The 24,998-nt window shown below is 39.3% G+C and carries 16 protein-coding genes; 14 read left to right on the forward strand and 2 right to left on the reverse strand.

Annotation, left to right across the window (positions count from 1 at the left end):
• Positions 1-8: 8 nt before the first annotated feature.
• On the reverse strand, positions 9-3,881 hold the full coding sequence (locus GOP56_RS03190) for a polymorphic toxin type 35 domain-containing protein (protein WP_163244476.1): 3,873 nt from the start codon (positions 3,879-3,881) through the stop codon (positions 9-11).
• A 919-nt stretch (positions 3,882-4,800) separates the two neighbouring features.
• On the opposite strand from GOP56_RS03190, the gene GOP56_RS03195 reads away from it, so the two are divergent.
• The 4 genes from GOP56_RS03195 (at position 4,801) to GOP56_RS03210 (ending at position 9,774) form a co-directional block, all read left to right on the forward strand.
• Complete coding sequence (locus GOP56_RS03195; RefSeq protein ID WP_163244477.1) at positions 4,801-5,997, forward strand: flagellin N-terminal helical domain-containing protein; 1,197 nt, start codon at positions 4,801-4,803, stop codon at positions 5,995-5,997.
• Positions 5,998-6,222: 225 nt separating this feature from the next.
• Positions 6,223-7,368 carry a flagellin N-terminal helical domain-containing protein gene (locus tag GOP56_RS03200; protein ID WP_163244478.1) on the forward strand — a complete coding sequence of 382 codons (1,146 nt, stop codon included), beginning with the start codon at positions 6,223-6,225 and terminating at the stop codon, positions 7,366-7,368.
• Positions 7,369-7,707: 339 nt separating this feature from the next.
• Positions 7,708-8,865 (forward strand): flagellin N-terminal helical domain-containing protein, encoded by a 1,158-nt coding sequence (locus GOP56_RS03205; protein WP_163244479.1) that lies wholly within the window; start codon positions 7,708-7,710, stop codon positions 8,863-8,865.
• A gap of 201 nt (positions 8,866-9,066) precedes the next feature.
• Complete coding sequence (locus GOP56_RS03210) at positions 9,067-9,774, forward strand: hypothetical protein (protein WP_254068577.1); 708 nt, start codon at positions 9,067-9,069, stop codon at positions 9,772-9,774.
• Positions 9,775-10,248: 474 nt separating this feature from the next.
• Here the strand turns inward: GOP56_RS03210 and GOP56_RS03215 are convergent, their stop codons facing one another.
• A complete protein-coding gene (locus tag GOP56_RS03215) occupies positions 10,249-11,256 on the reverse strand; it encodes a DnaA N-terminal domain-containing protein (RefSeq protein ID WP_163244480.1) in 1,008 nt (335 codons plus the stop codon).
• 277 nt (positions 11,257-11,533) lie between these two features.
• On the opposite strand from GOP56_RS03215, the gene GOP56_RS03220 reads away from it, so the two are divergent.
• From GOP56_RS03220 to GOP56_RS03260, 10 genes are all read left to right on the forward strand, one after another.
• On the forward strand, positions 11,534-11,779 hold the full coding sequence (locus tag GOP56_RS03220; protein WP_254068579.1) for a hypothetical protein: 246 nt from the start codon (positions 11,534-11,536) through the stop codon (positions 11,777-11,779).
• Positions 11,780-11,977: 198 nt separating this feature from the next.
• Positions 11,978-12,244: a hypothetical protein gene (locus GOP56_RS03225; protein ID WP_163244482.1), complete on the forward strand. Its 267-nt coding sequence runs from the start codon at positions 11,978-11,980 to the stop codon at positions 12,242-12,244.
• A 356-nt stretch (positions 12,245-12,600) separates the two neighbouring features.
• Positions 12,601-13,659 (forward strand): hypothetical protein, encoded by a 1,059-nt coding sequence (locus GOP56_RS03230; RefSeq protein ID WP_163244483.1) that lies wholly within the window; start codon positions 12,601-12,603, stop codon positions 13,657-13,659.
• A gap of 159 nt (positions 13,660-13,818) precedes the next feature.
• A complete protein-coding gene (locus tag GOP56_RS03235; RefSeq protein ID WP_174250651.1) occupies positions 13,819-14,310 on the forward strand; it encodes a DNA polymerase III subunit gamma/tau in 492 nt (163 codons plus the stop codon).
• Between the two features lie 185 nt (positions 14,311-14,495).
• Positions 14,496-14,645 (forward strand): hypothetical protein, encoded by a 150-nt coding sequence (locus GOP56_RS23275; RefSeq protein ID WP_174250652.1) that lies wholly within the window; start codon positions 14,496-14,498, stop codon positions 14,643-14,645.
• A 65-nt stretch (positions 14,646-14,710) separates the two neighbouring features.
• Positions 14,711-19,192, forward strand: coding sequence for a hypothetical protein (locus GOP56_RS03240; protein ID WP_254068581.1), 4,482 nt, complete (start codon positions 14,711-14,713; stop codon positions 19,190-19,192).
• 126 nt (positions 19,193-19,318) lie between these two features.
• Positions 19,319-19,936 carry an S-layer homology domain-containing protein gene (locus GOP56_RS03245; protein ID WP_163244486.1) on the forward strand — a complete coding sequence of 206 codons (618 nt, stop codon included), beginning with the start codon at positions 19,319-19,321 and terminating at the stop codon, positions 19,934-19,936.
• Entirely contained in the window at positions 19,936-20,988 is a 1,053-nt protein-coding gene (locus tag GOP56_RS03250) for a hypothetical protein (RefSeq protein WP_121474085.1), read from the forward strand. Before GOP56_RS03245 ends, GOP56_RS03250 begins: the two co-directional genes overlap by 1 nt.
• Before the next feature lie 10 nt (positions 20,989-20,998).
• On the forward strand, positions 20,999-24,460 hold the full coding sequence (locus GOP56_RS03255) for a peptidoglycan DD-metalloendopeptidase family protein (protein ID WP_163244487.1): 3,462 nt from the start codon (positions 20,999-21,001) through the stop codon (positions 24,458-24,460).
• 115 nt (positions 24,461-24,575) lie between these two features.
• A complete protein-coding gene (locus tag GOP56_RS03260; RefSeq protein ID WP_254068584.1) occupies positions 24,576-24,995 on the forward strand; it encodes a hypothetical protein in 420 nt (139 codons plus the stop codon).
• The last annotated feature ends 3 nt before the right edge of the window (positions 24,996-24,998 follow it).

A 24,998-nucleotide genomic window follows, 5' to 3' on the forward strand; every position in this document is an offset into this window, starting at 1 on the left:
CTCCTTTTCTAAGGGAATTTAATACTGTTTCCCATTTTTCGTGTAGAGAACCCCTTAAAACCATCCAGATTCAGTACTTTTCCTTCAGAAACAAAAACTCGAATCTCGGCTTCATGCCCGTTAATTATGGTTTGAATCTGGTTCATTCCTTCTTTGAGCATCCCTTTACTATCCGCTGTTTTTACTGTGTTAATAAATTTTTCTAGTATTTCGTTTTGATTTTTTCCTAGATCCATTATTCCATTATTAATGTGCTTTTTTGAAAAAATATGTTCTATTTTTATTACACTTTTATCAAAAACTTTAATAACCGATTCAACTTTACTTGACTTCAAAATTTTAGCCGTTTCCTTAACTAATTGAGATCCTCTTTTAGTAAGGATAATAGACTCATATGCAACTCCAGCTACACTTGAAGCCACTTCAGAAAGTATTAAGACATCTCCAGTGTAAAATATATCATATATACTTCCAAATTTATCACGGCCTAAACCTGCATCTATTTTTGCGTAATTAAGGAGTCTGTTATCTATTTGTCCAACTTCAGAAAAATAACCTGTCCCTTTTGTATATACTTCTACAGCTAATTGACGACTCCATTTATTTAGAACATTTTCATATGCGATTACTGCCATCAATGTTTCAGTATCATATTTCCCAGTAAATTCGCCTTCATAAAAGCTCATTTTCTCCAAGAGCATCTGCATTTCTGAAATTTTAGCCTGTGGAATCGTACTGTTATATTTAGATATCAATAAATCTGCATTAATCTCAGCAGCGGCAATAGAATTATTTACAATAACATCGGCTTCATATTTAAATTGAGGAGCATCCTCAGCAAAAATAGATACCGTGTATCGCCCATTACCTGCATAAGCCCCGAAACCTTCTTGATTTACATTTATAAACCCATCCCAAAGGAAACTGTAGTTTTTATTTGCTTCAAATAACTCATTTTTTTCGTTACGATAAACTAAATATTTCTTTTTCCCACCAACTTTTAAGTAAACTTCAAAAATAGTTTTGTTATGTGGACTTAAATATTTCCATTTAAAAGAGACAGGTTGTTTAGAACCAGGCACTGAAACGATAGGAGTAAAGATCGGAGTAGGGGTTAAATCTTTAACAGCAAATTTTCCTTTGCTACTTCCAATGCTTCGTTTCGTTCGAGACTGAGGTTCATCAGGATTTAATTGTTGCTTTACAAAATAAACGCCGGGATTTTCGGGTATGAATACAGTATCATCACTGCCAGCTACTATTGTTTTTAAAATATCCCCGTTTCCATTTTCAATAGTGGCTATTCCTTTTGGAAGAATAATGTTCAGGTGAGATGATTCAGATAAAATATATCGATAATAATCAATGTCAAATACTGAACTGAGATCAAAGTCATAAATAGCATTGAGAGTACCCAGTGTTGCATCTTGAGGCGTTGAATCAAAATCCTCTTCAAGAGTAATGCTTCTGCCGGAGTTAGCACCTGTTAGTTGAACATAATAGGTTTGGTTTCCTCTCAAAAGTGCTTCCGCTTTTTTATAATGAGAGGATCCAAGCGTAATGTTTTCGGCACTCTCCGTAATTAATGTAGTTAGCTGAGGATCTTCGTATATTTTGATATCAGTGCTATTAACGTCAATAGAGTCAGTAAACAGGCGATGTAATCCTGATTTGTTTGTTGTAAATTTGTAATAAAGAGTATCGGTATTTTCTTGGTCTAATGTTTGAGATGAATGAAGCTCAAGCGTATTGTATGTTGGGAGCATACTGGCTGCTTTAGTAATAAGTTCAGCCGGTCCATAGAATGTAATTGGTTCTTCACTTAAAAGGGTGATCGTTACACGACTATGGGCTGGTAACGCTGTATTGTTAATATAACCTTCATATTCTTGAGTTCTGCCATCCTCTAAATAACGTATGTAGTTGTATTTAGATTTTTCGCGTTTCCCAAATGGTTTAAGTAACGTATCATGATCAGTGTTATTATAAAGAGTGATGCTTTCACCTTGATGTAAAAGTTTATAGGTGAGAGCTTCCTTCTTAGAATAACGCATGGAAAAGTTATCTTTATTGTAAATGAATGTAGCTGGGTTTTTAGAAATTCCAGAAAATACGATTTTTTCGTTTTGTAAAACCGTTTTTTCTTTTGAATTTGTTCCAACAACCGAACCCCAAAGGTACGAAAATGCATCACTTCTAATCGAACCATCAGACTTGTACTTAGCCATATGAACTAGGTTGTCATCCTTTTTAGAAGTATCCGTCCGGATTTTTTGTGCTTTATCAGAGATATTAACAAATTCAATTGTTTCTCCTTCATGTAACACAACACGTTCAAGAGCTGGTTCAGAGCTGTCTGTAGAAGATAAATATCTATAATGGCTGTAAATGGTAATTGGGTTATCTGATACATTACTAATTAAAGCTCTACCATTAGGTGATAATTTTGGGGGTGTTGATGTATTCACAAACTCTCTGACAAAATTACCTTCGTCATCATAAATTTGATAATCAAATTTATCAGAGGAAGAAACTCGGATTTCTTTCAGACTTAATGGAAAGTCACTCAAATTATCAAAATAATAACTGTCACCCTTTTGCAATACTTGCTCATATAAAGGAGGATCAGATTCATCCTCATTGCGGAACTGAAGGGGATGGTAAATGAATGTTACAGGCTCACTTGTTGACGGTGATACTACAATTGTTTCACCAGGACTTATTGAAGTGTTTGTTGTCTGTTTTAGATTAAGAAGACCGGGTTCTCCATTACTTTTGTATTTTACATACTTAAAAGGTTTTTTAGATGAAGCATTCGTTTGCAAATAAATTAATTTATTACTTATATTGGTAAGAGTCAACGATTCATCCAAAGCTAACTCTGTTCTGTTCAATGCAGGGGTATCACTATGTCCACCTGTTGTTAAATCAAATGGGGCTAAAAATCTAATAGAATCACCTGAAATTGTGGTTACAACAGCTTTTTCGCCCGGTTTTAAAAGAACCCCACCTGCTTGAGATCCAGACCCCTGAGCTACTAAAGCTTTGATTAAATTATCATCAGAGTCATAAAGAGAAAAATCATATTTAGGAGAGGGACTTTTCGTTCCTCCTTTAGCTTTCACATAAAATTTGAAATCTGAAGTGTTTGTAAATGTATAGCTTTCGTTTCCTTCTAATTCAACAGTCCTCAATGCAGGGGTGTTAGGAAATGAGACGTTTACCCCTGTAGGGTATGTAAAGGTTACAGGTTCATCAGTAATGACTGTAGCGATCATTTTACCTTTTATAGTTTTTCCACCTCGAGCATCTTCAAAAAACTCAACAGGTGCACCCTTAGTGTCATACTTTATATATTGGTAAAGGTTATTTTTAGAGCTTGTTGCATTACTTGATATTGATATAGCTGTATCACTTTCAAATACAATTGTTTCTCCTTTATGTACAGTTACCTCCTCTTTTACTGCTACGATTGCACGTTTGTTACGCTTCTTGAAATCATCAACATTAGCTTCTGTTTCTTCTGATTCTTCTATTTTTTCTACTTCTTCTACTTCTTCTAAAACAGTACTATCTTTATTTGTATCACTTGTATTGTTTTCGGGTTCCTTTTCAATAGAATCAGTTGTATCTCTGGATACTTGCTCCTTTAATTCTATATCCTCGCTGTTTTCAGAGGATTCAGTGGGGAGAATAGTAGTTGTGTCATCAGGGGAAATATCTTCTTCAGAACCCTGATGTAAGTCCGTAGACTCTTTTTGTGCTTCAGATTTGCTGATGATAGAAAGTTCATCTGAAGCAGCAAATGCTTGAAACGGTGTTAAAATGGTTTGACTAACTAAGCTGAGTAAAAGTACAAATGTAACTAATCTAAAATTCACTTTCCAAATCCCTCCAATATAATAGTTTCGTTATATTATAAGGTTGTTAACAATTAATGTAAATAAAAAGGATAATAAAGTAATTCATATAATCGTAAAATATTGATTTGGTGGACCAATCTTTTTAACTGATTTTGGTCTGTTTGATTGCACAAGATTAGCTTATAAACAACCGGATAAAGTCTAAAATTAACTTCATCAAATTCGCATATCCGATTTGAAAGTAGTTGCATTCTATCATTAAGTTCAGCAACCATGCAGATAGGATTTTATAGAAATATCAGCAAGATTAACTCAAGAAGATATAGAGTTCAATTTGATAGTGCTGATAAAGTTGAGCATCTACTATAATTATGGTGCATATGGATACGATTAATCACTGCCTAGTAACACGAGTAGATTTACAGAATCGCTTATAAAGAAGAGAAGCTCTATTCAGCTCATGATTCCTAAGGATGGGGAGTGTATTGCAATACAAATGTAGATATGAAATAGTTGGGAATGGTTGTTAAAAACGTTGCAAATAAAGGTATGAAGTAACAAATAAATAACATTTTTTTGGGGTAAATCTTTACGTTTTCATAAGAGTGCAGTTTTGTAAGAAAATTTTTTTAGAAACTGTTAAGGATGCTACTACTAATTCCGATAGTAATAATAGTCAAGCTGATTTTGAACCTACAATCTAGGGAAAGAGTAGTTTGACTGGCTATGAACAGCTAAAAGGAACGAACCCTTTCATCAGTAATAACATTCTATTGTGAAGTAGTACGTATGGGGCAAAAGTGCATAAGAAGGTGGAAGCACGTGAATATGCATCGATCCTCTGAACAATGTGCTACCCCAAGAAGAGTGATTATTATATATCAGCTTGGGCATAGGATGGCTCAAGACTACACAACTAAAACACGGAGGTATTATCATGAGAATCAATCACAACGTATCAGCACTAAACACACACCGTCAACTAGGTGTAAACACTGGCGCATCAGGTAAAAACCTGGAGAAATTGTCTTCTGGTCTTCGCATCAACCGTGCAGGTGATGACGCAGCAGGTCTAGCAATCTCTGAAAAAATGCGTGGTCAAATCCGCGGTCTAGAAATGGCTTCTAAAAATGCGCAAGATGGTATTTCCTTGATCCAAACTGCAGAGGGTGCATTAACTGAAACACACAGCATCCTACAACGTATGCGCGAACTAGCAGTTCAAGCATCTTCTGACACAAACGAAGGCGTAGACCGTCAAAAGCTTCAAGCAGAGGTTGATGAATTGTCTAAAGAAATCAAACGTATTTCTACAGACACAGAATTCAACAACCAAAAAGTATTGGATGGTTCTTTCGAAGATAAAACGTTCCATATCGGTGCTAACCAAGGACAAAGCATCAAATTGAGCATCAACAACATGAGCAATAAAGATCTTGGTGTAAATGGTAACAAAGGTGCAGATTTAGAATTGGCTGGTACGGACATTATTGTAAACAGCAAAGTTACTGCTAATGATCTTTCTATTGAATATACAGCGTTGGGCGACAAAGATGCAAAAGCTGTTGAAAAAACAACGGCTAAATACGACGAAGCCAACAAGAAAATTGTTATTACATTAGCACAAGCTGGTGGTAATGGTGTAGCAGCAGGGGCAATCACTGCTACTAAGCAAGATGTGTTGAACGCATTGAGGGACTCTGGAGCAGCATTTGCATCCGCTAAAAAGGATGCAACTGGTAAAGATTTAGATCTTTCCGGAAAGCTTGCTACTCTGCCAGCAGCTCCAGCTACTAATGCTTTGAAAACTGCTACTGCTGATGACACAATTGGTGTTGATATCTCTTCTCAAAAAGCAGCAGACAAAGCAATCACAACCATCAACAGCGCTCTTAACAAAGTATCCGAAGAGCGCTCTAAACTAGGTGCAAACCAAAACCGTCTAGAGCACACAATCAACAACTTGGGAGCAACTGCAGAGAACCTAACAGCTGCAGAATCTCGTATCCGTGACGTTGATATGGCGAAAGAAATGATGGACTTCACGAAAAACAACATCTTGACTCAAGCAGCACAAGCAATGCTTGCACAAGCTAACCAACAACCACAAGGCGTACTTCAATTACTTCGTTAATTGACTAGCTATTAACTAAATGAGAAGAAGCCTAGATATTATAGGTTTCTTCTCTCCTTAAAATTATTATTTTTATCGTCTCATTCCCATTGATAATAACATTCGACTTACGAGTCATTTAGGGTGTTTTTATCCCAAAATACTACTTAAGAAGAGTGATTATTATAGATAAGCATGAGCATAGGATGGCTCAAGACCACACAACAAAAACACGGAGGTATTATCATGAGAATCAATCACAACGTATCAGCACTAAACACGCACCGTCAACTAGGTGTAAACACTGGTGCATCTGGTAAAAACCTGGAGAAATTGTCTTCTGGTCTTCGCATCAACCGTGCAGGTGATGACGCAGCAGGTCTAGCAATCTCTGAAAAAATGCGTGGTCAAATCCGCGGTCTAGAAATGGCTTCTAAAAATGCGCAAGACGGTATCTCCTTGATCCAAACAGCTGAGGGTGCATTAACTGAAACACACAGCATCCTACAACGTATGCGAGAATTAGCAGTTCAAGCATCTTCTGACACAAACGAAGGCGTAGACCGTCAAAAGCTTCAAGCAGAGGTTGACGAATTGTCTAAAGAAATCAAACGTATTTCTACAGACACAGAATTCAACAACCAAAAAGTACTAGATGGATCTTTTGAAGACAAAACATTCCATATCGGTGCTAACCAAGGACAAAGCATCAAATTGAGCATCAACGACATGAGCAATAAAGAGCTTGGTGTAAACGGCCTTTCCAAAGATACTGTAGGACAAGACTTAGCAATTACGAACCGCAGTGGTGATAGCGATATTACTATTAAATTTAATGCACTTGGTACTACTGCAGTAGCAGAAACTACTGCTACAGTAGATCCAAAAAATAGCAATGTAATTACTGTTACACTAGCCCAGACTACTACAACTGGTACAGCTACTAAAGCTGATATTATGGAAGCACTTAAAAAAGCAGGTTTAGAAGTAAAAGCTAATGATCCTACTAAAATGGCTGATGTTGTAGCTGCAGTACCTCCAACTATTACAGTAGCCAAAGCTGCTTTAACAGACGTTGATGACACAAGAGGTGTTAACATCTCCACTCAAAAAGCAGCAGACAAAGCAATCACAACCATCAACAGCGCTCTTAACAAAGTATCCGAAGAGCGCTCTAAACTAGGTGCAAACCAAAACCGTCTAGAGCACACAATCAACAACTTGGGAGCAACTGCAGAGAACCTAACAGCTGCAGAATCTCGTATCCGTGACGTTGATATGGCGAAAGAAATGATGGACTTCACGAAAAACAACATCTTGACTCAAGCAGCACAAGCAATGCTTGCACAAGCTAACCAACAGCCTCAAGGTGTACTTCAATTACTTCGTTAATTGAGCGATGATAATGATAAGAAAAGACCTAACGAATCAGTTAGGTCTTTTCTTTTTGTAAAAATTAGTGCTGTAATCCACAATAAATTGCAAGAAAAATTTGAATAAAAAAACATTCTGCTGTACTGTAAAGTTTTATAAAGCGAATCCGATATTAATAATAGTCGCCTAACTCATATTTTCTGAATGATAGGTACTAGGTGTAGAGCTACTACTAGCCTATAGAGGTGGCTGTATCAGTTGTCTTTTGAATGAAGTAATTTTATTTAAAATGCCAACACAACATCATCTTGAACAAATGGATGGTTCAAGAAATAAAAAACACGGAGGTAACAAATCATGAGAATTAATCACAACGTATCAGCACTAAACACGCACCGCCAACTAGGTGTAAACACTGGCGCATCTGGTAAAAACTTGGAGAAATTGTCTTCTGGTCTTCGTATCAACCGTGCAGGTGATGACGCAGCAGGTCTAGCAATCTCTGAAAAAATGCGTGGTCAAATCCGTGGTCTAGAAATGGCTTCTAAAAATGCGCAAGATGGTATTTCCTTGATCCAAACTGCTGAGGGTGCATTAACTGAAACACACAGCATCCTACAACGTATGCGCGAACTAGCAGTTCAAGCATCTTCTGACACCAACGAAGGCGTTGACCGTCAAAAGCTACAAGCAGAGGTTGATGAATTGTCCAAAGAAATCAACCGTATTTCTACAGACACAGAATTCAACAACCAAAAAGTATTGGATGGTTCTTTCGAAGACAAAACATTCCATATCGGTGCTAACCAAGGACAAAGCATCAAATTGAGCATCAACGACATGAGCAACTCAGAGCTTGGTGTGAACGGACTAAAAAATGAAACAACGCATGGTGAACTTGGTGTTAAGGTTACGAATCGTGATGGTGAAACAGACATTGTAATTGATGTTGCTGCTAAAGCAGCGGCTGCGGTTGCAGAAACTACTGCTTCCATCGATAAAGATGGAAATGTCAAATTAACTTTAAAACAAGATGCAGCGGGTGCAGTTCAAGCTACGAAAGCTGACGTATTAGATGCATTAAAGAAAGTTGGATTAGAAGTTCAGGATGACGGTACTGCTGCTGGTACAGTTGCAACCGCTGCTTTTGGAAAAACGTATACATCAGCAAAAGCAGATGCAGCGAACCCAGCTCAGGTTGATGACACAAGAGGTGTTAACATCTCCACTCAAAAAGCAGCAGACAAAGCAATCACAACCATCAACAACGCTCTTAACAAAGTATCCGAAGAGCGCTCTAAACTAGGTGCAAACCAAAACCGTCTAGAGCACACAATCAACAACTTGGGAGCAACTGCAGAGAACCTAACAGCTGCAGAATCCCGTATCCGTGACGTTGATATGGCAAAAGAAATGATGGACTTCACGAAAAACAACATCTTGAGTCAAGCAGCTCAAGCAATGCTTGCACAAGCTAATCAACAACCTCAAGGCGTACTTCAATTACTTCGTTAATTGATCGTCTATACAAACAAAAGAGACCTAGCCTCGCGCTGGGTCTTTTTTTATTCATGTAAAAGACTAGATACTTCCATTACATTATCATCAGAGTTATATTGAAGTGAAATGACCAATATCTTACAATTGAAAGGGCGGTGTCATTATTTTTCGTCATCGACAATATAATGATTTCTCTTATAAGAAAGGAGACACACAATGAAAATAGCACATGTATTCGCAATATTCACAGCTATCTCGCTATTATTAGTAGGCTGTTCTACATCGGAACAAGCAGACAAGGACGTCAACATCCAAATTTCAGAAGTGAAAAAAGAAGTGGCGACAGAAAAGAAAAGCATAAGAAAAACAGAAGAAGGAAACTCAACTGATTCAGGGGCAACAAGCAAAGCAACTACAGACAAATCTACTGATAAATCTACTGAACCCCTCGATTCGACCAAGAGCAAGCTGCTCCTCGATATAAAAGAGCAAGCGGAAAAAGGTAAGCTGAAAGGTATCACGACTTCAATAAGAACCGCTTATAATGAAATAGTAAAAGCCTATGGCAAGCCTAAAGTGGCAAATGTTGAATGCTGGACGTATAGCTATGACCACGCTAAGACCACTGCCAATTTCTTTTATGACCATGATTCCTGCGGAGAAGAGTTAAATCAAGTAAAGCCAACTACTAAGCTTAACCGAATAACGGTCGAACCAACCTATTACAATGTTCAGCTTACAGAACATGATATTCGACAAGGCTTAGGCGAACCAACGAATGCTTATGATAATGAAGCCTATGGTGGCTATGAGATGTATTATAATGTAGGGAAAAATCAGATTTTTATCCAGATAGATACCGATTCTTCAGTTCGAAAAGTAAGTTCTATTTCGGTTAGAACTCCTCTTGTTTTTGAAAAGTAAAAATTCGGTCCAAAAGCTGGGTGGTATAGTAGAATAACCCAGCTTGTTATTTTGAGTTATGAAAAACGTAGCTTTAAAAATATGGATACGCTACAGTAGCATCTCTTTGTAGATGTGAATGAAAAAATACAATTTCCTCTAGCCCATACATATGAATACAATATGTCATAGGTTCTTTTGTTCAAGCTTCGTAATAAGTTTACATCAGAAACAACATTCCTCTTTAAATTAAGTAATAAGGAAAAGATAAAGACTTAGTTTTTTTGATGTTCATAGTTTTTTTATGGGCAGATGCCGATCTCTTTTTTATCTGCCCTGACCAGATCATTTTTTTATGGGCCAAAAATCTGTGGATAACCTACCCATAAAAATCGTATCAGCCTTTTGTTATAGAACTCGGGTGTTGCCCATAGGATTTTAATGGGCAACCCATAAAATATTGTTTATGGAAAGAAACAAAAGTTCAAAGAAACTTTATTCGTTTTCGTCTAGACAGGCCATAAAAGTTATTTGTTCAAATTCAAAAAAATGAGATGCATCGTGGAGAGCCTCTATAATTAATTCCCGATAACGACTGGATAGCCAATCCCGATGAAATGCGTTTTTGGCGTAGATTATAAGTTCTTTCTCTTTTGAGATACAAAACGTGTCGGCATACCAGGTTTTAAATGAATTAAGAGTTAGCCGTTGCCGGATATAAGCTAGCACGTTAATCCACAGTTGTTCATCTGCTATGCTCCTTTGATCCATAATAGCTGTAATCCTCCTTTTAGCATATACGATACGTTCCGCAGGTGAAAGGTCAATCGGGAGCCTACCAAGCTTACCTTTTTCGCGTAATTTCTCGAAATCATTGGTGTAATCGTAACTTTCTGCAAGCTCAATATGCGTAACCTCCATGACCTGTTCCATGTATTGATCATGCATGGATTGAAAGGGCTTAGACAGATTTTCAACCAACTCTCTGCTTAAAATAGGAATAGTACGTCTTACCTTATAGATAATTCCACAATCATTATTATTCTCTTCAGGATTCTGTAACCAAAATCGAAAGATAAAGCCATGCTGTTCAAGAATATCCATATATTTATGTAAGGTCGTGGTTGTCATCTTCATTTTTACGGCGATCGTAGGTAAGTCAGGAAAGCAGAAGTCCTTGTCTCCATAGCAATATCTAGTAAGGTGAATAAAAAGGGAAGTGGCTGTTGCTCCCATAACAGCACCCCAGAAGTCCAAAAAATAATTACTAATCGTGGTAAACCCCTTGTTATCAATGGGTAGATTTACCCCCAATTTTTCTAGTCGAAGAGTCTGAAAATCTTGATAGGTGTAATAGACTCGTTGTAAAACCTCCTGATCATAGGTCTGCTCAACAGGCTTTCCTTTTACGATTCTTATTCGTGAGACAGGCTTTTTAATGCCTGTTTTTTCAATTCGATAATAGGTTAATTTCTTTAAATCGAGATGTTTCTTTTTTTTCATAGAAGAAATCCTTTCTATAGAAAAGAAGTAGCAATCTTATGAACGGGACAATGACTGAGTTTGTGTTCCATCAAAATGTACAGCTTCAAATGATATCTTTATAGATAAAGAAGGTCCCTCTCTTTCAATGTAACCAGAGAGGGTTTTGTATTTCATGAACAACTGTCAGCTGTAAATGGAGCAATGGAGTGGGGCAGCTAATTATTTGAACACAGATTGTTAACAATGCTTGCCGCTCACTTATATTGAAATGGAAACCATCTTTGCGAATAGGGAGATGATCCTATTGTTAGACAACCTTTGTAAACAAATTACGTCCAGCTTCGGTCGGGATACCTATTTCATGGGACTGGCTTTCCGATTCAAAAAAGGTATTGTGATGACGGATATATACGTTAATAGTCAACAAAAAGCAGAATATACACTAGAGTTTGTTAGTTTTATCGAGCATGAGCCGCCAGTATATGTAATCGTAAAAAGTAAAGAGGAGCTTTATAGAGTTATTCAAGAGCTTGCCATGTAGCCTTTTCGATTGTAAATATTGCACCTTACTTTTTTAGTAGTGGTTCTATCCTAAGGAAAGGTTGCGAAACTTTTCATTTTTTTCTTGAGGCACAAGAAGTGGAAATAGGAATACTTGAGATGTAGTAAACAACCGAAAGCAGAGCTATAAATGAAAGATGGAAGAATTGGTTGATTGCTAGTAGATTGGATGGATACAATGCAAAAATTAGAGAAATGTGTACAATGTGGTTTCCGCTACGTAACGGAAAAGGCAAAACAAAATTATTTTGCGGAAGGATTTACAGGAGAGCCGCAAACCTGCTTGCATTGTTTGGGAGAGAAAACAGGAAAAGTAATGAATGCTTATGGAGATCTTGTATTTCCGCATGAAGTTGAGTCACCTAGTAAACAACTGTATATTCCTAAAACGGTGATTGAAGGCTGTCGTCCTTGTATGAAGAGAAGAGAGTTTCTTTACAAATGACTTTTGAAGCACGTGTTGTCTTAAAGAGGGCTTACACGAACAACACGTTCATTTTAGTTAAAAGAAAAGATAAACAGAAAAAAACTCGTTTCCATACGCAGGTTAGTTAAAGCCTGCACTGCTTTTACTTATATTGTGATACGAACCATGAAAAAGATGATGGGTGCTAGTAGTATTTTGTGTTTCGAATCTATACGCATATGGTAGGCGTTACTGATCAGAGAACGCTGACCTTCATGTTTTGGTTAGGAATTGATAGATTCAGAGGTTTTCAAAGGTGTAGCCTATTAAAAAGCGTAAGGAAGCACGAATTACTATAACCATTGTTTTGAGATGATTAGAGGAGGGTTTTATACATGAGTACAACGAAGAATAAGAAAATGCTAATTAAGGGTGCAGGTAAATTTATGGCAAAATTGCCTAATTGTGATGAATTAATCACGATTGGTACGTTGAACAACATGCGCTTGGATATTCAGCTTGACATGCAAGATATTGAAGGTGGGGACTCTAGCGTTGCTCTTGATACCCTTTTACGAAAAAAGACGATTGATATCACAGCCGAAGATGCAAAATTTGACTTAAACCTTGTCCGTCTGGCTCTTGGCTCAAAATTACGAGAAGGTGTTAGTGGTGCCACCTATAAAATGGTGACGGAAGCGGTACAGGTACCATCTTCTGCACCTTATCAGGGTACGCTTTCTGAAGCATCCGTATCAAATCCTGCTCATAAAGCGTATGAGAGTACGATCAACGGAACAGACGTAACATCTAAAGTAACACTTGCAGGTAAAACAATCACGTTTGATGATGCTCTTGCAGGTAAAACCGTGGTTATCGTGTATCCAGTTGCTCTTAGTGGAGTATCGTACGATGAGGATGGCTTTGTTTGGGTATTAGAAGAGAAGAATACTGTAAAAGAAACGGGCGGCAAATTCGAAGTCGATCTTGTTTTCGGAGCTGCCCTGCATAAAGACCCTCAAATTTCTGTTCGTACCCTAAAAGGCAACAAGCTTTTAAAGAAAACGACAAACGCTACTCCAAAAGAGAACGAGTACACCGTAAATGGCGGTACGCTATCTTTTCATTCTTCCTTAAAAGACGTGGATATTTACGTAAACTACAAACGTAATGAAGTTGTAGACGTGTTGGATATTAGTACGAAGGATGTGCCTCTTACTGTCCATGTCATTCATGATGGTCAATTTGAACAAAAGGACGGGTCTATCCAAGGCTATCAAACAGAACTGTACTTGTGCCGTGTAAAATCAAACTTTACGGTGGATGCACAACGTCAACAGGCTTCTACACATAGCGTAACCTTAACCGTTATTGATCCTGATCGTGTAGATGGAAAACTTGGAACAATCAAACGATATGAAGCCCAAAGTGCAAATGCCAAAAATCTTTGCTAGGTAGGGACCCCTCTAGGAGGGGTTCTTTCCATAATCATGTTCGAAAACACTAAGAAGTACTTAGAATGACAGCATAGGTAGCTATCTGGTTACCCCCGCCATTTAGCTTACCTATGTCTAACAGTCAATGGGGGAAAACACATGTGGGGGTGCCACGTTTTGAGTGATCGAAATTTTGCAATTCCAAAGCAACAGGAAAATAACTCGGAGCAAGAGCAGGCTATTCAACAAGAGGTAGCCGGTCAGGTTGAAAAGCAGCCAGCCGTTTCAACAACGGAGGAAACACCAGCTAAAGTATTGAGCCAAGAAGAGGCGTCCATTCGCGAAAAGGTATTTTTTGAAGAGGATGAAAAGGTGCGGCTGCGTGATGGCAAAACGTACTCAATTCCTCCTCTAGGTATCAGGGATGCCCGAAAATTGATGAAATTGCTAAATACGATTGATTCAGGAATTATTATTGCCAACTTAATTCCAGAGTCAGAGCTAGACGATGATCGTTATGAGGAATTATTACATGTACTTCTAATGGCGTTTAAACCCTATTATAAACACGTGGATACAGATTACTTAGCTGATTTTGTAGACTTAGAAACGGCCAAGAAAATTATTGATGCAATGATCGGATTAAATGGATTAAAAAAGTCAATGTAACCACTGAGGAGGAAGATGAGGAGTATAAGGCACGAGCTCCTATCAATTGGGCTGATATTTTCTTTAAACTAGCTCATTATTGTCATCTGGATAAATATCAGGTTTGGCAACTGACATTACCTCAGTTGGGTTTTTATTTAGAGCAATGCAATGAACATATCGAATTCACTGTGAAGGTTTCAACCATGTCCTTTGGAAGCCTGTTTGGCGGAGGGCTATCCCCCAAGGATCAATCACATGGACAGACCGGGACTAGAACAGATGGAACTTACCTGGATGGCTATAAAGTAGCAGATGAATCAGATATGGAATGGCTTGCCAACGTTTTGGGTTAATACATACTCCTGCTCTGCTCCTGAATGGAGGGGCAGGAGTTTTATTTTATAAGGCAGGTGAGACGATGAATAATGAAATGAGGGCAACTTTTGCCACTGAGCTGCGTGCTTCCATTCAAAGCTCCATTCAATACAGCAAGGAGCTGGAGCGACTTGACTCCCGATTTGGCAATTTGGCTGCTCGGATCAATGCGGCACACAATTCTCTACGTTCCTTTCACAGAGAAGTAAATAGAGACATGGGAAGAAAGCTGCACCAACAAATGAATCAGGATGGTAGCTCCATGCCTGCAAGCAAGAATATGGGACAGAGGGCTGGAACACTCACTCAGCGAATGCCAGAATTACAATCCCAGATGCAAAGAGTCTCTGATGAGGTGCAAGGAAAAGTAAAACGAGGTATTCAGCTTGAACTGCAGAAGCTAGCAGACAGCATTGAAACATTAGATATTAAATCGAGTCCTAGGCTAAAAAAACACCTCATTAGTCAAATCAATTTGATCAACGAAAAGCTAATCCAAAAGATTAAGAAACAATTCGATCTTCAAGTGGAGCATATATTGCAAGAATTTGGGCAAAGTACGGGGCGCATACAGAGACATAACCGTATCTTGCCACCGTTTCTCTCTTCTCCTGTCATGTTACGTTCATTAGATCATGGTACTACAGACACGGGTATAACAGCAGGTAAGAAGACTGGTGCTTCTCCAGCTTCAAACGAGGCGGCTCCTGCTACTAGTGTAGTGACAGCTATCAACGCTCAAAACGCTGCTATTGCTTCTATTCGCAATAACTTAGCGGTAAGCGGAGCTAAAGACCCTTCCTCACTTTTCTACCAAGCTATCGATATTTTTAATCATATTCAGCAGGAAGAGATCAAGCTATACCGCAGTCTCTCGCTACTAAAAGATTATCGAGTTGATCCTAATCACGCTCAAAGCCCGGTTGATCAGGGAAAAGTAGCGAGTGCAATTGAAGGGATTAAAGGATTTGTTCGTCAACAAAGTTCTTTTTATGGTCTTTCCTTTAAGCAGCTTTTTGAAGTAGCCTCTATAGGTGGTAAAACACTTACGGAACCAGCAGAGATGAAAAAGCTAGTACAACAGGTAGCCCAGATCAAAATAATTGACCCTTCTACTGATATGAAAGCAGTAGCTAACGGCCTGTTGGCTACTAAAGATAAGCTGGGCCTATCCATGAAAGAAATGGATGATAAGATTATTCGTTCTATTGCTGCTGTCACTCAAATGGGAACGGCAAATAGTGAACAAATTCTGCAAATGATTAATAAAACTGGTAATACTTTTAAATCAAAAACAGACGCAGATATGCTCGTAGGGCTTTCTGCTGCCTCCATTCAAACAAATACAAATCTCGGAATCTATGAAAAAATCCTGAAACGCTTTGAAACGGACAAAGGAAGAGATAAAGCGAAAGAGCTCGGTGTCAAAACAGAAGAGATGGACCCAGCAACTGGTGGAATGAAAAACAGAAGTGCAGAGTCCATGTATAAGGATTTTGCGGATATGCTTTCCTCCTTGCGTAATAGTGCTGAACGAGATAGGCTGATCGATTCTTTCTTTGGTACCACAGAAGGAGGGAGGGGTGGCGGCAGTCAGGAAGCCCTTTTAGCAAAAACTCATGCAGAGCTTATTACGAAGATGAAAGGCTTTGATCAGTCTGCATTTGAGGGAATGCTTCAGCAGTCCCTGCAAAATCCTTCAGTCAATATGAATCGAGTTAATACAAGCTTAGAAGTAGCCTTGGACGCATTAGTTACTGAACTGACACCATCTATTAATAAGGTGTCTTATATGCTGATGAATATGGCAGATGGCGTTTCAAGGAATATGCAGCTTTTTGCTAGTTTAGCAGATGTAGTGTCTAACGCATTGCTTGGTCTTACACTGATGAAAGGCATCAAATGGGGCTGGCAAAAATCTGGAATCCCCGAAAACTGGGAAAAGCAAAGAGAGCGCACTGCTTATGCGGATCGTATGAAACGGATGGTATCAGACCCTGTAGTAACGAGTATGATGGGGAATGATTTAAAGGGAAATCATAGGAAATTACGGCAGCAGGCAGCAGATTTTCAGGGAAATGACATCTTTTTAAAACGAATGCAAGAGTTTAATTCCATGAGTAAAGCTCAGCACGAGCATTTTAAAAAGTATGTAGCCAGCTCTGGACATAAGGTAAATGATTTTCCTACTTTTTTTGCGATGATGGAGGAATCAAAAAGCTGGAAGGAAAAAGGGAAGGTTTCCTATCAAGAAAGATTTAATCGGAATCGGACTTATGCGAATCGGTTGAAAACGAATCCTGATTCCAATCAACTCATTCAGCCGACATTTTTGAATTCTCTGCTAGCAAGTACAGCGGACCGCACTTCCTTTGTGCAAAACATGGCTTCCCATACAGAATTTAAAAATGTTGCTTCACGCATGGGTGCAATGAGTCAAACTGAATTTGAGGGGTTTGAAAAGCATCTTCAGGAATTACGGAGGAATGGTTCTCCAGCGGTCAATAGCATTACGAGTCTACAACAAGCTTTAGATAGTTATCAGAATTCGTTAAGGCAAAGTTCGGCAGTTACACGTAACGCTTCTTCCACCTATCTAGAGCTATCTCATGCGATGCGCAGTATGAATGAGCAAGTTAATCGAAACAAAGTGGGGGACAAGTTTAAGCGCTTTCTAAGTGAAACCTCCGATCTCGCTAGGGGAGCTGGGGGAGCCATTGGTGGTTTAACAGCTAACATTTTCAAGATGGGGGCACAGCTTGTAGCCATGCTAGCTTTGGCCCAAGCTGCCAAGACAGTAGCGATGAACATGACGACCACAGATGATCAGCGTCAATTAATGAGTGCGGAAAAACAAGAGAAAGACATAGTAGGTGTGGCGAACACATTAAGAGTGGCGGGAGATAATGGAGTTTGGAGTTTACCTAACATTGGGAATACTCTTTATCTCATGTATGGGACCTTCATGAATGGTGTCAGTCGCTTTTTTGGAGGAGAAGATACACACTTAGGAGTCGGGCATGCTAAGGAAATGATGGATGGGATTCGCGAAATGTACAATAAACAGGGAGCGAACCTCAAAAATAATGAAGACCTTGCCAATTATCTAAAAGATAATGATATTTCCGAAGAAGAAGCTGTGAATGCTTGGTCTGAGGCAAGTGGCAAGAAAAAAGAAATTCAGGAAAAGAAAAAACAGGCTTTTATCAAACAATATGAACGGACTCAGCTTGAAAATAAAGAAAAAGCTTCAATCGAAAAAGAAGCTAAGAAAAGCTACGATGAGAAATATCAAAATGGACTCTTATCCAACATTACCGCAGATGAAGCTAAGATTAGGCTTAAAGAGGGCTACACAGAGGTACAGAAAAAAAACGAGGCAGAGAGCTTACAGGCAGAATTGGATGGCGTGGCTACTGATAGCAAAGCTTTCCTTGATATGAAGGAGGCACAGATAAAACGCTTAGAAGAGGTATTACAGCGTGAATTAGCAATTTTTGATAGGTATATTGAAGAATCTAAGAAGCGCCTACAAAGCATTCAAAATAAAAATTCTGCAGAATACAAGGAAGAAGAAAAGCGCTATAAGCAATTAATCGATGATCGAAAAAGTACAGACGAAGAAGGCAAAAAGCAGATAGATATGGACAGAAAGCTGGAACAGCAAAGACAATTTCAAACAAAGTTTTCTTCCGTACAAAAAAGGCTACAGCAGACAGAACAAGTCGCTCAAGCCAAGGAATTGATGGTTGCTATCAACATGGACAGACAATCTAAGGCTTATATTGGTGCATTACAAAAAATTACAAGCTCCAAAATTAGCGACTTACAAAAGAGGCTTGCTGAATTAAAAGCGATGGAGGCGAAGGGGGATCAAAGAGATGAGTTAGCCTTTGCTATTCAGGATTTGAATAATAGCATTTTGAATGAACAGCTTCGCTATAAGGATCTATCGCTATCAAAAATTGGCATTGAGCGGATTGATTTAGAAGAGAAAGCGGGAAATCGAGAAAATTCGTACCTGGCAGAAAAGCTGAGACGAGGAGGCGCACCAGACGATTCCCCTGGACTGCGGGCACTACGTATTGCTTCTGCCAAACAAGAAGTTCAGGACATCAATAAGCTAATCGGGCAATACAAGAAGGATATGGTTGGAAAGAGTCCAGAAGAGCAGAAGAAGTATATGCAAGAAATTCGGGATTTAACCAAACAATCTCTACAGGCTCAGCTAGGCATTCTTGAAGAAGTGAAATCGCCTGTAGGTACCTTTAATTTGCCAGACGGCATAACAGCCATGAGCCGCTATGATTATTTGACGCGAGGAAATACGCATCAGTCCTTTACAGTTGGTTCAGGTGATGTAGTAGTAAATATCGCATTACCTAATGTAACCAACAATACTACATCAGAACAATTAACTGCGATTGGGAATGGGATCGGTCGTGGCTTATTCACAGGTCGAGTAGGTAGCATACGCGACCAAATGCTGATGGGAACGGCTGCTTATCGTTCAAGTTATCCGTAATATTTCGTTATGAAAATGAAGCCCTACCTTATATTGAGGTAGGGTATTTCTTTTACTGAGTAACGAGCGTGTCTTTTCCTGAATATTTCTCCCAAAAAGTCTAAGCCCTAACAAGGAGGTAGTAATATGACTCAGCAAAACAGCTTTCATTCAGAAGATTACATATATAAAAAGCGCCTCTTTTATGATAATGGCATTCGTTTTACCGAGGTAAAAGCAAAGCTTATTAATGATTACAAACCGCCTTCGCCTAATCTAAAGACACATGTAAACCAAACGCTGTCGTCTTCCGCTGGTTTAATCAGTCATGGAACCTCTCATTATACAACGACGCTTACCTTATTGTTTTACAGTAAAAAGGAATTTGCAGACTGGCTACAGTTTAGTGGAGCCAAGCATCGTTACTATGATGAAAAGGGAACGATTTATGTCGGGATTCTAACCGGGGAACCAGACATTAGAACAGCAGAGATCGAAACAAAATATATTGTGTCGATTGGACTTTCACTTATTCGGAAACAAGAGCATGAATACCGATATAAAAATCAATTCATTGATATGGAGAAGCATTGGGCAAAAACATATGTTGATGAAATGCAACAGAGAGGCTTAATTGCCAACTATGAAGATGATGGTGAGGCAATTTCTTACTTCAGACCTGACAAAGTATGTACACGCGCAGAAGGAATCACCTTTTTGATGAGGACCTACCGTCATATTGATCGGATTTTAAGGGGGTATTAATGGTGAGGCGTTGGATTGACATTGATCCACTAGATTGGTTTTATCGGGACCTGCTGGAGGCTACTCGTCTTCATTTGGATGGTGAAGGCACACAGAGTTTTATTGATGGGATGTATTATGATGCTTTTGAAAAAGGCTACGAGCGTATCGTCAAGCGCTTTGTTACCGTGGATGGACAACAGGAATTTCTCATTCCTGATTATAAAGTACATGATGATAATCCAATTTTTGTGATCGTACATGGGGTGGAGGTTCAACCCGAGAAGGTAGAGAATGGGAAAATTACGCTGTCCAATCCGATGTCAGGTGGAATTGAAGTTGTCTGTATTACTTTCGGGAAGCCCAAATATAAGCAGGAAGGCTGTGTATATACACCCTTTAGCACTTGCGGGGAAAATGCTGTCCGCATGCCATCTGCGGATGTGATGAAAAAATCCCAATATACGTTTAGCCTACGCTTAAAGCCCGAAACTTGTACGGTTTTAGGGGTGAAGCTGAAGCGCAAGCTAGTAGATATTCAACCAGGAGATCATCCAGAACAGAAAATAAAAGAAGCGATTGGCTTTAATCGAGATGTATTTGTTATGCACGCAGGACGAGTATATCTACCATACATGTATAATGGCTATCCGGCAAAAGTGACGTACAACTACAAGGTGGGGGGGAAATTCAAAACAACAACAGACACAGTCATAGTAGAGTCAAGCTGTGTTCGTTATAATGATCGATTTTTCCCAAAAGTCCAATTAAGAAGATTTGAATTTATGGTATTCCTGCAACGTATGAGAAGAAGCTTTTACAATCGTTTTACAGATAAGGAGTACAAGCCTAATCCATCTCCAACTCGTTACATTGCTGATCAGGGTACCTTTTCTGGCAAGTGGTACGAGTCGGATGTGATCGATATTTTAGAGGAAAGATTTTTGGACGGATGCTACGCGTTTCCACTATATGAGGATGAACGCTTTGAACCAGAGGAATGTATCACGCGTGCCGAAGCAATTGTTTTTCTCAATCGATTCATTGAATGGGCAATAGAAAGGTTTAGGTAGGTGACGAAAAATGGCTTTTGTAAGTGATGTAAACTATCCTTCCTCCAGATTACTGGAGTCGATTATGAGACGAATAAATGCGTATGGAACACAGCCACGTGTAATTATTGAGCTAGATAAGCTGTCTTACGTGCCGGGAGTTCGGCAAAAATATGATACGGTACAGTACGTGTATGACTCAGTTGTGGGAAATATGCTGTCCATCGACGGGATCACACCATTAACGAATGAAACAGATGGTACACCAATTATCGCCCCGACCGAGTTGATTAATACAACGATGTCAATGCCGATTTTGTCCAGTAGAACGATGATTGGTAAGAAGAATGACAGTACTCATATAAATGGGATGCTAATTACAGATTGGCATGACTCTGATCCAAGGTGTTCTAGAAAAAGACATAAAGGGATCGATTTGGACTGTGAAAAAGGAGACCATATCCATGCTGTATGGGGAGGCCGTATCGTGCAAGCAGGCTGGATAAATGGGTACGGCGCTGCTGTGTACATTGATCACGGGAACGGCTGGTCTACTCGTTACGCTCATATGAAACCGAATCACCTGCTGGTTACAAAAGGGGAAACGGTTCATGCAGGGCAACCGATTGGGATTGGCTGGAATTCGGGACTCGTGATTAAAGGAGGGGGAGGTGACGGTTCCCATCTTCATTTTGAGGTGCGGCAGAATGGTCAGGACCTTAATCCAGAGCCATTTCTACGGGGTGAGAAGGTAATTCAGGCTCCAGCACGTATCCTGTCACCAACCCAAAAATCCGTGCAATCAGCAGGTACCGCTATTGAATATCCGATGGAAGCCACTGCCTATCATGCAAAATGTACGGGGTGTACAGGAATTACAAAAGGGGGAACGGATGTTAGTGTCTGGAAAAACGATAAAATCATCGCTGTCGATCCCTCTATCATACCCCTCAAAAGTAAAGTAGAGGTAATTGTCGATGGCGTTAGCTGGGGAGAATATCTAGCTGATGACATTGGTGGAGCGATCAAGGGTAATAAGATTGATATTTTAATGGAAAATGATCAAAAGTGCAGGGCATTTGGCAGAAAACAAGTTCTTGTTCGGGTAAAAAGCTGGGGAGATGGTAGGGCACGCAAGTCGGATGGTCAGATTGATCATGCCGTTTCCACCTATAAATTTAACCGGACAACTGAAAAGATTTCCTATTATAAGGATTTTACTGCAAAAAAGACGGCATTAGACCCTGCTAAATATATAGAGATAGCAGGTGCCGAGCAGTACATCGACTACGATTCACACAAAAAAACCTATCATCTTCTTGGATTTAAGAAAACCAATGCGGCCGGACAAATGAAAAAGTTTACGTTTGATCATGACTGGTTTAAGGCTGGCAGTTTAGGTTGGGCTTATATGGCCAATCTGGAATTGGAAGATATGGTTCAGGTCAAGGTTGATGGGGTCACAGTAGCTACGATAAGAGGTGTAAATGCCAAGTATGGGATAGCATATCCACCATCTATTCCTGTCCCAAAAGGAAAACACAAAATCGAATTTTCTTTATCCAATCCCTCAAAAGCTTCTACTGGACGTTTTGGCATTCTTTTCTTAAAAGCACGTGAATTCGATGTAGAATCAATTAATAGGAAAACGGTTTGGGATTATGAAGATACGATGAGTTCTGCGAAGAATTGGATTATGTATCAGCAAGCAGATATTAAGGATAATGGTGCCTATCAAACCATTACGTCTAAGGGAAAAGAAGCAGGTCTAGAACGAGTGGGCAGGGTAAAAAGCTTCCCATTTACCATTCAATTTAAGGTGAAGGTTGATAAAGCTTCCCAAGGTAAGGTATATATCTCTGATGGAAAAAAAGGGTATCAAATCGAGATTACCGACGTGGGGATCAGTACCAATGGTGGAGCATATCAAGTGGACAATAAAAAGGATTTTGTGGAGTATGTTATTGTTTGTCATAATGAAACGGATATGGATGTCTATATTAAGAAGCAGCTCCCTGATGATAAAGAAAAGTGGGAAAATACAGGTGTGCGCGGAACAGCCGTTCCTTATGGGACAAACCGTATTTTGTTTGCTGTTACGAAGGGAGCCATACACCTTGCTGATGTGAGGTATGCATTCAGTAATTATGCTATCGAACAGTTTGCTACGCACATTGGGAATACGTACAAAGAAAAGTGGTATGAGGTGGGGAGCTTTCAATACGAGGATACATTCGTCTTAGAGGATGACATCATGTCCTGGGAGGTGAACTCACATCTAGATACCTCCTCTACAACTGCTGCTATTACGCTAAATAACGCAACGGGGAAATATTCTCCTACATTTGAGAGAAATACGATTTTTCCTGATACCTATAAAAGTTTACCGTCTCCCTATTCTTATTGGGAGGAAGGCGAAATGCGCCATGTTATTAGTGAAGGGACGCCTATTCGAATCTATGCTGGCTATGGAGAAGATGTGGTTCGCATTTTTACAGGACTGATTAAGGGTGAAATTGAAGAGGATGCCGAGGCTAAAACGATCACCTTTCATTGTGTTGATCGGTACGATATGCTGGAGGAATTTGTATTTTATAAACAGATGTCCTACCCGCCAGAAGAAGCGTATGCAGGTGATGGTGGAGCCTTTGCTTGGCTAAAATCTAGTATTGTTGAAGATATCGCAGTGACTGCTGGATTAGGCAATTGGCGGGTTCATTATGAAGACACTAAATACCCAGATTACGAAATTGAGGAGACAGTCTATATTGATGTAAATAAAGGGAAGAACACCTTTATGAAATTTAATAGAAAGACAAATGAATTAGAGGCAGTTACTCAGGAAAGTGCGAAAACAGTGGGAGGCTGGCAAAATCCATTTGTTTCGTCTGTCACCTTCCAGCCAGGAACCAGAGCAGCAGATGCTATTCAGTCATTGCTACAAGATATGCCCTACAGAGCCTACTGTGATAGATATGGAACCTTTCATGTAAAACGTCTCTCCTTCCTAGATGTCCCCCATTGGCAAATAATAGATTCAGCGAAATGGGAGTTTGTCGATAGTAACAATTTGCTAGAAATGACCTCCTCTACAGACTACTCGCGAATTCGAAATCACCTGATGATTTCGGGCTCAGCAGGCTTGGTTGAGCATTTTTTTGATAAGAGTTTATTAGTGGCCACGAAAGGAAATATTCGAACAGCTGGTATGCATATGGCTTGGATTGAGGAAAAGGATGGAGCTACCATGCGTGGTTTGAAGGAAGAGATTGCTAATAAAATTTTCTTTGATATGAAACGTCAGGCACGTACAAAAAATGTAGTGGTGAAGGGCAATCCATTTATTGAATTGCTAGATGGCTGTTACGTGTATGATCAAAATACGTATACAGCCGGCTACTATCTGATTAAAGGAAACAGGCTTGTTGGCAATGAAAGCGGCATGGTTAACTTTTTGGAACTAACCTGGCACTCTTTGCCACAGCCTAAATAGAGAAAAGACTCATCGTACTTGTATGACATCTCCATAAAAAAGCAAGGAAAGTTTACGTATCAAACGATAACTGTTCCTTGCTTTTTCTTATATTGAAATAGAAGCTGAGGTGTTGATGATGTTCAATCGTAACTTTACAAACGCAAATGAAGTTTTCCCCATTATAGACCTGATTAGAAGAGAGCTGAAAAAAGGGGGGCTATACGCAGGGGGGGATGATTTAACCATTGTCCAGAGCCAGAGGGAGCCTGAGGTTGTGAGTGTTGAGGTATTGCGAGAATTGGCATCACATCCATCACTGGTTACTACCGTTATTTATACATATGACAATGGGACAATTGAAAAACTCAGTCTTGAACGTGATGGAAGCTTACTAATCACGGGTTTTTTAATCGAAGTAGAGCAATCCTCCATTGTAAATGAGGAGCTGGAGGAGGAGACAGATATTCAAGCATGTAGAGCGATTCAGGGCAGCATTATTCGAGAAAACGGTTTGTTTAAGAGTCTTCAACTTGACTATGTAAGGGCGGTGTAGGTA

It is taken from the genome of Brevibacillus sp. 7WMA2 (assembly GCF_010748895.1).
In the GTDB taxonomy this organism is placed as follows: domain Bacteria; phylum Bacillota; class Bacilli; order Brevibacillales; family Brevibacillaceae; genus Brevibacillus_B; species Brevibacillus_B halotolerans.